At 71.7% G+C, this 8,555-nt stretch carries 7 protein-coding genes; 6 read left to right on the top strand and 1 reads right to left on the bottom strand.

Translation table 11 applies throughout. The features are described 5' to 3' along the window. Positions 1 to 92: 92 nt before the first annotated feature. On the bottom strand, positions 93 to 1,157 hold the full coding sequence (locus tag ACFXOZ_RS10465) for an LLM class flavin-dependent oxidoreductase (RefSeq protein WP_375891031.1): 1,065 nt from the start codon (positions 1,155 to 1,157) through the stop codon (positions 93 to 95). A 440-nt stretch (positions 1,158 to 1,597) separates the two neighbouring features. Here ACFXOZ_RS10465 and ACFXOZ_RS10460 point away from each other — a divergent pair, with 440 nt between their 5' ends. The 6 genes from ACFXOZ_RS10460 to ACFXOZ_RS10435 all read left to right on the top strand — a co-directional run bounded on the left by ACFXOZ_RS10460 (position 1,598) and on the right by ACFXOZ_RS10435 (position 8,526). Further along, the gene (locus tag ACFXOZ_RS10460; RefSeq protein WP_380589228.1) at positions 1,598 to 3,676 is read left to right on the top strand and encodes a radical SAM protein; all 2,079 of its coding nucleotides are present in this window, start codon (positions 1,598 to 1,600) and stop codon (positions 3,674 to 3,676) included. Positions 3,677 to 3,877: 201 nt separating this feature from the next. Beyond that, entirely contained in the window at positions 3,878 to 4,294 is a 417-nt protein-coding gene (locus ACFXOZ_RS10455; protein ID WP_375891027.1) for a winged helix-turn-helix transcriptional regulator, read from the top strand. A gap of 160 nt (positions 4,295 to 4,454) precedes the next feature. Further along, on the top strand, positions 4,455 to 5,375 hold the full coding sequence (locus ACFXOZ_RS10450) for an NADP-dependent oxidoreductase (RefSeq protein ID WP_380523044.1): 921 nt from the start codon (positions 4,455 to 4,457) through the stop codon (positions 5,373 to 5,375). Positions 5,376 to 5,588: 213 nt separating this feature from the next. Further along, complete coding sequence (locus ACFXOZ_RS10445) at positions 5,589 to 6,329, top strand: (Fe-S)-binding protein (RefSeq protein WP_380589225.1); 741 nt, start codon at positions 5,589 to 5,591, stop codon at positions 6,327 to 6,329. Next, complete coding sequence (locus ACFXOZ_RS10440) at positions 6,326 to 7,819, top strand: lactate utilization protein B (protein WP_380589222.1); 1,494 nt, start codon at positions 6,326 to 6,328, stop codon at positions 7,817 to 7,819. Before ACFXOZ_RS10445 ends, ACFXOZ_RS10440 begins: the two co-directional genes overlap by 4 nt. Beyond that, positions 7,816 to 8,526, top strand: coding sequence for a lactate utilization protein C (locus ACFXOZ_RS10435; RefSeq protein ID WP_380589219.1), 711 nt, complete (start codon positions 7,816 to 7,818; stop codon positions 8,524 to 8,526). The genes ACFXOZ_RS10440 and ACFXOZ_RS10435 overlap by 4 nt, the downstream gene beginning before the upstream one ends. The last annotated feature ends 29 nt before the right edge of the window (positions 8,527 to 8,555 follow it).

Below are 8,555 nucleotides of genomic sequence, written 5' to 3'. Positions count from 1 at the left end.
CAGCACCAGGTCGAAGTCCTCCATGTCGTTCACCTCCTTTCCCGTCGTCGGGCCGGTGCGACCCCACCCACATCGGGAGCCGGCACCGGCGGTCAGAGTGCTTTCACCTCCGGCAGCACCTGGTCGCAGAAGAGCTCCAGGGTCTGCCGAGCTTCGGGGAGCGGCATCGCGCCGAAATCGATCTGCCAGAGGATCTGGTCGACGCCGCCGATGTGGTCGTTGAAAGCACGGATGCGGTCGATGACGGTGGCCGGAGATCCGACTATCGCGCCGCCTTCGGTGTAGAGCTTTTCGGGCCGCAGATTGCGCAGCATCCAGCCGAATCCGGAATAGCCGCGATAGGCGGAGGATTCCCGCCGGTCCCACGGGTTCACGGCCTCCGCCCACACGTCCAGATAGCGCCGCAGATAGGTCTCGGCGATCTCGGTCGCGCGCTCGTCGGTCTCCGCGACCACCAGGGGCAGGCTGGCCGCGACCCGGGGCCGCAGCCCGGAGCCGCCGTGCGCCGCCCGGAAGGCGTCGCGGTAGAGGGTCAGCTGGGCGCGGAACTCGTGGGGCGAGATCATCGGCGTGATCAGGAGCCCCAGCCCTTCGGTGCCCAGCCAGGTGAAGCTCTCCGGCGTGCGCACCGCAGCCCCCCACATCGGCGGGTGCGGCTGCTGGGTGGGCCGGGGCAGTCCGGTCACGTCGCGGTAGGAGAAGAACGGCGTCTCCTCGCTGACCTTCTCCTCGGTCCAGATCCGCCGGACCGCCCGGATGGTCTCGCGGTACCGGTCGACGCTCTCGTCCATGTCGACGCCGAGCGCGTCGAACTCGTCCGGCAGGTACGCCCGGGCGAATCCCACGTCGAGCCGGCCGCCGCTGATCGCGTCCACCTGCGCGGCCTCCGCCGCCAGCTGGATCGGGTGGTGGAAGACCGGGAGGACGCAGCCGGTGATGAGCCTGACCGAGCTCGTCCGGGCGGCGACCGCGGAGAGGAAGCCCAGCGGGCTGGGGCAGTAGCCGCCGTAGTGGTGGAGGTAGTGCTCGGTCATCTTCACCGAATCCAGACCGCCCGCCTCCGCCCGGACCGACAACTCCAGCGCGTCGCTGAAATAGTCCTGCGGAGATTTCGTCTCCGGCGTGCAGTCCGGAAGAAATGAAAGCCCGAAGCGCACCGATACCACACTCCCTTTAACAGCCGGATTTTCACCGGATGAATCTCGGGGGTTCGTCACCCGAGCACTCCGGGCCCAGTCGGCACGCCACCGGGTGTTTCGCCGCTGACGCTACATCGGGCCATCAGGACCGTCAATAACGACCGGCATTCCGGGCCGTAACTCAAATTAAGCTCAAATCTTCCCGGTATCCCCGGAGATACCTACGGTCCTGGGAGTGCGTTATTGACGCCGGTGCAATGCGCTGGAAATGTTGGCAGCCGCCGGCATCCCGTACAGCCGGGCATTGCGCCGGGGCGGACGACGGCGGAGACGGAACCCGGGCGATGTCGCGCATGCGGGTGTCACGGCGCTGTGAGCGATCACGAGGAGCGTGCGCGAGGCGCCGCGGCCACGTGCGAACTGTCCGAGTTTGCCCTACTTCGCCGGGAAGTGCAGTCATGACCTCCACCATCGACTCCCACCACGTCACCGACGGCGCGGCCGACGCCGGCCGGCGGCCGGCACCGGTGCCGGAGCGGCGGAAGACCGTCCAGCTCGTCGAGTTCACCGCGATGCAGGGGGTCCGGTACAGCGTCACCCTCGGGTACCTCAAGGCGACGGCGACCGCCGACCCCGCCCTCGACGCGGCCTGCGACTTCCGGATCAGCGTGCGCGAGCAGAGCGGTGGCGAGCAGGCCACCAAGGAACTTCTCGACACCTGGGACGAGCCGTTCGCCGTCGCTCTCACCGTGTTCTTCTGGAACCGCGCCCAGTCCCTGGAGCTGGCCCGCCAGGTCAAGGAGCGCTGGCCGGACTGCCGCGTCGTGGTCGGCGGCAACGACGTCAGCTACCAGCAGGAGCCGCTGTTCGCCGAGGCGCCCTGGCTGGACGTGCTGGTGCACGGTGAGGGCGAACTGCGCTTCCGCGACCTGCTGCACGCCTTCCTGACCGACGGGGACCTCGCCGCGATCCCCGGCATCAGCCACTGGCGGGACGGAACCGTCGTCACCAACCCGGACGCGGACCGCATCACCGACCTCAACCAGGTCGTCTCGCCGATCCTCACCCCGGTGTACTCCGACGAGGAGATCACCGGCTCGTCCATGATCGTCTACGAGACCAACCGGGGCTGCCCCTACGGGTGCGCGTTCTGCTACTGGGGCGGGGCGACCAACTCCAAGGTCCGCCAGTTCGACCTGGAGCGGATCTTCGCCGAACTGGACCGGCTGATCCGGCTGATGCCCCAGGACGCCACGCTGTTCATCGCGGACGCCAACTTCGGCATCCTCGGCCGCGACCGGCAGATCGCCGAGCACATCGTGGAGCTCAGCCGGCGCCACGGGAAGCGGCTGATCGTCAGCACCAACTGGGCGAAGAACGGCAACGAGCGCATCGTGGAGATCGCGAGCATGCTGCACGCCGCCGAGCTGACCGGCGCGATCACGCTCTCCGCGCAGTCCTTCGACGCGAACGTGCTCAAGATCGCCAACCGCGCCAACATCCGCACCGACCACTACCGCCGGCTGCTGGCCCGCTTCCGCGAACTCGACGTGCCCACCTACACCGACCTGATCTGGGGCCTGCCCGGCGAAACCTTCGACTCCTACCTCGACGGGATCGAGGAGGTGCTGACCGCGGGCGGATCCCCGGTGATCTACCCACTGCTGCTGCTGAACAACACCGACTACTCGCGCGAGGCCTTCAAGGACGAGCAGGGGCTGCGGACCCGCTGGATGCCCGCCGACATCACCAATCCCGAACTCATCGCCGACGTGGTCGTCGAGCACGGCTCGATGACCGCCGAGGAGTGGGTGCGGGGCATGGAGTTCCGGGTCTCCATGACGCTGTTCCAGAAGATCCTGCTGCGCTGCGCGCTCCGGGTGCTCCACACCACTACCGGCGTCCGCATGGTCGAACTGTGCCGGCAGCTGTGGTCGTTCCTCCTGGACGACTGCGCCGACCCGTTCCTGCGCGCCGTCGCCCGCGACGTCGCCGCCGTCTACCGGGACCCGTCCAGCCTGGACATGGGACTGCTGAGGACGGTCATCGGCGACCAGGTCGTCGTACCCGAGGAGGTGCACTACCAGGCGCTGCTGTGCCGCGCGGTGCGCACCGAACGCGCCACTGCGGACCTGCTCGGCGCGGCCGTCGACCACCTGTCCACCTGGCTGGCCGACTCCGGCTTCGAGGTCGACCGCGTGCTGGTCGACAGCGCGTTGAGCCTCGACATCGCGGCGACGACGATCCTGCGCGCCAGCCTGCGCGGCGACCTCGCCGAGGCCTCGTTCGCCGTCCCGCGCCGGGGCTGGGAGCTGCTCGTCGAGGCCGGCGACGTGCCGTCGAGCCTCGACGCCGGCGGGCAGGGGGACGTCGTCCGCGGCACGGTGTGGGCGCCGCCGCGCTGGGTCGACTACCCGATCAGCGTCTACGCGCTGTCCATCTGGCACGGCACCGGGCGACCCTTGTACGACCTGCTGTTCGCGCTCCCGGACGGGCTCCCGGACGGCCTGCCGGACGGGCTGCCCGCAGCCGCGTGACCGCTCTGCGGTGACCGGAGTTCGTCACTTCCCGGTAAGGGCCCGCGGGATTGACAGCCCTTCACTGACACGAACATGATGGTCACATCACGTGCATCACGCACCTTGCGCACATCACGCGCATCACACGCATCACGCACAACTTGGGGCACCCGCACCCCGCCCGAGGCCGCCGCCGTGCCCCGTGAACGTTGGGGGATCATGACCACCGAACACCCCGTCCAGTGCTCCGACATACGCCGTTCGATTCTCGACCAGATCACCGACAAGTGGTCGATGACGGTCCTGGCGGTCCTTGACGAGCCCAGGCGGTTCAACGAGATCAAACGCCGCGTCGACGGCGTCACCCAGCGGGTCCTGACCCAGACCCTGCGCCGGCTGGAGCGCAACGGGATGATCATGCGCCAGGTCCTGCCGACCTCTCCGGTCGGAGTCGAGTACTCCCTCACTCCGCTCGGCGTGTCCCTGCGGGAGCCGTTCAACCGCTTGTGCGCCTGGACCGCCGCCAATTCGGAGGAGATCCGGGCACACCAACTGGAGTACGACCGGCGCGCGCACCATTTCCTGGACCAGAAGGCCACCGTGCCACGACAGTTGGAGGAGGCGGAACACGCCTGACGCAGCGTGCGGCGTGGTGCCCTGCCCACCGGCGGACGGCGCCGCGACGGCGGGGCGAGGTGCCGGGCGCCCGCCTCCGGCATAGCGTGACCCACGGCGCCCCGCTCACCCCGGGCGGCGGTGCGCGAGACCGCAACCCCGGCTCCCTGGAGGTCGACTCATGCGCGCGGTGACCTACGACTCGTACGCCCCGGACAACTCCCGGCTCGAGTACGGCGAGGTGCCCGACCCGAAGGTCGGCCCCGGCCAGGTGCTGATCGAGGTCCGGGCGGCCTCCGTCAACCCGGTCGACTGGAAGGTCATGGCGGGCGGCCTGGACGGCATGATGGACACGGTCTTCCCCGTCATCCCCGGCTGGGACGTGGCCGGGGTGGTCACCCGCACCGGCCCGGACACCCCCGAGTTCTCCCCCGGGGACGAGGTGATGGCCTACGCCCGCAAGGACGCGGTGCAGGCCGGCACCTTCGCCGAGTACGTCGCGGTCGCCGCACCCGCGGTGGCGCGCAAGCCCGCCGGGCTCGACTGGGCGCAGGCGGCCGGGCTGCCGCTGGCCGGGCTCACCGCCCTGCGCAGCCTGGACCGGCTCGCGGTCGGCCCCGCCGACGTGCTCCTGGTGCACGGCGCCGCGGGCGGCGTGGGCAGCCTCGCGGTGCAGCTCGGCCGCGACCGCGGGGCCCGGGTGATCGGCACCGCCTCGGAGCGCAACCACGCGTACCTGCGCGAGCTGGGCGCCGAACCGGTGGCGTACGGCGACGGCCTGGTCGAGCGGGTGCGCGCGCTGGTGCCCGGCGGTGCGACGGCCGTCGCGGACTTCGTCGGCGGCCAGCTGGACACCACCCTGGCCGTGCTCGCCGACGGCGGGCGGCACGTCTCGATCGCCGACCCGGGAGTGACGCAGCACGGCGGCCACTGGATCTGGGTGCGCCCGGACGGCGCGAAGCTCGCCGAACTCGCCGCGGCGGTCGACCGCGGCGCGCTCACCGTGGAGGTCGCCGGGACCTTCCCGCTGGAGCGGACGGGCGAGGCCTTCGACGCCAGCCGCACCGGGCGCACCCGCGGAAAGCTGGTCGTCGTGCCGTGACCCCCGCCCGCCGCGGCCGGGAGCACGGGCCGCGGGGGCCCGGCCCACCCTGGTGCGGAGCGCCGGCCTCACCCGTCCGGCGTACCCGGGCGCCCGGACGGAGGCACGCGTGGAGACGGCCGCCGAGCAGGACGCGCCCACCGCCGCGCCGGGCGCGCACCGTCGACCCGCCGCAACCGCCCCGCCCCTGCCGGACGACAGGATGGCTTGCCGATGCGCATCGCGCTGTTCATCACCTGCTTCAACGACACCATGTTCCCCGGGACCGGCCGCGCCGTGCTGACCGTCCTCGAACGGCTCGGCCACACCGTGGAGTTCCCACCGGAGCAGACCTGCTGCGGGCAGCTGCACCTCAACACCGGCTACCGTGCGGACGCCGTCCCGCTGACGGCCCGGTTCACCCGCACCTTCGCCGACTACGACGCGGTGGTCACCCCGTCCGCGTCCTGCGCCGGGCTGGTCCGGGAGCACCACCCCGAGCTCGCCGCGCAGTACAGCACCCCGGAACTGCACCGACAGGTCTCCGAACTGGCGCCCCGGGTCCACGAGTTCACCGAGTTCCTGACCGACGTCCTCGGCGTCGAGGACGTCGGTGCCCGCTTCCCGCACCGCGTCACCTACCACCCCACCTGCCACTCCTTGCGCGGACTGCGCCTCGGCGACCGGCCACAGCGGCTGCTGCGCGCCGTCGAGGGGCTCGACCTGGTCGAGCTCCCGGCCGCCGACTCCTGCTGCGGCTTCGGCGGCACCTTCGCCGTCAAGAACGCCGCGACCTCCGGCGCGATGCTCGCCGACAAGGTCGGGGCGGTGCGGGAGACGGGAGCCGAGGTGCTGTGCACGGTCGACAACTCCTGTCTGATGCACATCGGCGGCGGGCTGTCCCGGCAGGCCGCCGGGGTGCGGACCATGCACCTGGCCGAGATCCTGGCCGCGACCGAAGGCGGACGCCCGTGACCGCCCCCGGCGACCGCGGAGTGGTCTGGCTGGGCTCGCCGTCCTTCCCCGACGCCGCCCGCGAGGCCCTGGGGAACACCCGGCAGCGCGCCAACCTGAAACACGCCACGACCGTCATTCGCGACAAACGCCTCGCCGTCGCCTCGGAGCTGGACGACTGGGAGGAGTTGCGCACCGCCGCCGACGCGATCAAGACCCGGACGCTGCGTCACCTCGACCACCACCTGGTGCGACTGGAGGAGTCGGTCACCGCGGCCGGCGGGACCGTCCACTGGGCCGCCGACGCCGCCGAGGCCAACCGGATCGTCACCGAACTGGTGCGGGCCACCGGCGGCAGTGACGAGGAAAAGCTTGAGGTCGTCAAGGTCAAGTCCATGGCGACCCAGGAGATCGGCCTCAACGAGGCGCTGGCCGAGGCCGGCATCACCGCCTACGAGACCGACCTCGCCGAGCTCATCGTCCAGCTCGGCGACGACCGCCCCTCGCACATCCTGGTCCCGGCGATCCACCGCAACCGGACCGAGGTCCGTGACCTGTTCGCCGAGCGGATGGGCGAGTGGGGGCAGCCGGCCCCCGAGGGGCTGAGCGACGAGCCCGCCGAACTCGCCGAGGCCGCCCGCCGGCACCTGCGGGAGAAGTTCCTGCGCGCCAAGGTCGCCGTCTCCGGTGCCAACTTCGCGGTCGCCGACACCGGCACGGTCGTCGTGGTGGAGTCCGAGGGCAACGGCCGGATGTGCCTCACCCTGCCCGAGACCCTGATCACCGTGATGGGCATCGAGAAGGTCGTCCCCACCTGGGCGGACCTGGAGGTGTTCCTCCAGCTGCTCCCGCGCTCCTCCACCGGCGAGCGGATGAACCCGTACACCTCCACCTGGAGCGGCACCACGGAGGCCGACGGCCCGCAGGACTTCCATCTCGTCCTGCTCGACAACGGCCGCACCGACACCCTGGCCGACACCGTCGGCCGGCAGGCCCTGGCCTGCATCCGCTGCTCCGCCTGCCTCAACGTCTGCCCGGTCTTCGAGCGGACGGGCGGGCACGCCTACGGCTCGGTCTACCCCGGGCCGATCGGCGCCGTGCTCACCCCGCAGCTCGTCGGTGTCCGCAGTGACATCAAAAGCAGTGCGGCCTCCCTTCCCTTCGCCTCCACCCTGTGCGGGGCCTGCTACGACGCCTGCCCGGTGAAGATCGACATCCCGAAGCTGCTGGTGCACCTGCGGGCCGAGGTCGTCGAGGCCGAGCGCGGAGCCGGCGGCCTGCCCACCGGTGAGGCGCTGGCGATGAAGGCAGCCGCCGCCGTCCTCGGCTCCCCCGCACTGCTGGGCGCCGCCCAGAAGGCGGCCTCGCTCGGCGGCCGGGCGCTGGCCCGCAACGGCCGGATCGGCCGGCTGCCCGGCCCGTTCAGCGGCTGGTCCGCCGACCGGGACACCCCTGCGCCGCCCGCCGAGTCGTTCCGCGCCTGGTGGCGCAAGAACCGGGAGGGAAAGTGACGACCACCCGAGAGGCCGTGCTCGGACGCGTCCGCGCCGCGCTCGCCGACGTCCCCACGGACGAGGGCCCGCAGGACGTGCCCGTCCCGCGCGACTACCGGCGCGGTCACACCGCCGACGGCCAGGACCTGGTGGCCCTGTTCGCCGAGCGGGTCGCCGACTACCGCGCCACCGTCACCCGGACCGCCCCGGCCGGGCTGCCCGGGGCGATCGCCGCCGCCCTCACCGCACGCGGTGCCCTGCGCCTGGCGGTGCCCGACGGCTTCCCGGACGACCACCTGCCGTCCGGAGCCTGGGAATGGCACCGGGAGCCCCTGGACGTCCCCGCGCTGGACGCCCTCGACGGCGCCGTCACGCTGGCCGCCGTCGGCATCGCCGTCACCGGCACCGTCGTCCTGGACACCGGCCCGGGCCAGGGCCGGCGCGCCCTGACCCTCGTCCCCGACTACCACCTGTGCGTGGTCCGGGCCGAGCAGATCGTCGACGACGTCCCCGGGGCGCTCGCCCGCCTCGACCCGCACCTGCCGCTGACCTTCATCTCCGGCCCGTCCGCGACCAGCGACATCGAACTCACCCGGGTCGAAGGCGTGCACGGGCCCCGGACCCTGGTCGTGATCATCGTCGACGACCTGGAGGTCCACCGCAGGATCGTGCCCGGCTCGAACAACGCCGGGCACTCCTGGCAACCTCCCGGAGGTCAACACTGACGTGCCGTCGGGCCCGGGCGGATCCGCTC

Source organism: Kitasatospora sp. NPDC059160 (assembly GCF_042755465.1).
Taxonomy (GTDB): Bacteria; Actinomycetota; Actinomycetes; order Streptomycetales; family Streptomycetaceae; genus Kitasatospora.
This window is presented reverse-complemented; position numbering and strand designations above follow the sequence as displayed.

Bases quoted from the DNA above. Each gene is read 5' to 3' on its own strand.
- ACFXOZ_RS10460 (WP_380589228.1), top strand. From the start codon at position 1,598: ATGACCTCCACCATCGACTCCCACCACGTCACCGACGGCGCGGCCGAC.
- ACFXOZ_RS10455 (WP_375891027.1), top strand. From the start codon at position 3,878: ATGACCACCGAACACCCCGTCCAGTGCTCCGACATACGCCGTTCGATT.
- ACFXOZ_RS10450 (WP_380523044.1), top strand. From the start codon at position 4,455: ATGCGCGCGGTGACCTACGACTCGTACGCCCCGGACAACTCCCGGCTC.
- ACFXOZ_RS10445 (WP_380589225.1), top strand. From the start codon at position 5,589: ATGCGCATCGCGCTGTTCATCACCTGCTTCAACGACACCATGTTCCCC.